Origin of the sequence: Rhizobium ecuadorense (assembly GCF_001187535.1) — a bacterium.
In the GTDB taxonomy this organism is placed as follows: domain Bacteria; phylum Pseudomonadota; class Alphaproteobacteria; order Rhizobiales; family Rhizobiaceae; genus Rhizobium; species Rhizobium ecuadorense.
The window spans coordinates 1-328 of the sequence record NZ_LFIO01000988.1; the positions used below are offsets into that span (position 1 = coordinate 1).

The following is a 328-nucleotide window of genomic DNA, read 5'->3' on the forward strand; positions in this document are numbered from 1 at the left end:
GATACGATACCGGATAATCTGGACGAGGGCATTTCGGGCGAAGGTTTCCCGGTCGAAGTCTTCAACGTTCTCGGCGCCGGAGACGGCTTTTTCGCCGGGCTGCTGAAGGGCTGGCTTGACGGCGAGGATTGGCCGACCGCACTCAGATACGCCAATGCCTGTGGCGCTTTTGCAGTCTCTCGTCACGGCTGCACACCGGCATATCCGTCACTTCAGGAGCTGAATTTCTTCCTCGAGCGCGGCATGACACGCGCCGATCTGCGCAATGATCCCGAGCTGGAGCAGATACACTGGTCGACCAACCGGCATGGCGACTGGTCTGAAATGC

At 59.5% G+C, this 328-nt stretch carries 1 protein-coding gene; it reads left to right on the plus strand.

What is annotated here, in order from left to right; genetic code table 11:
* Positions 1 to 328 (plus strand): PfkB family carbohydrate kinase (locus AF337_RS18320; RefSeq protein WP_244471283.1); only part of this gene is annotated, 328 nt, incomplete at both ends.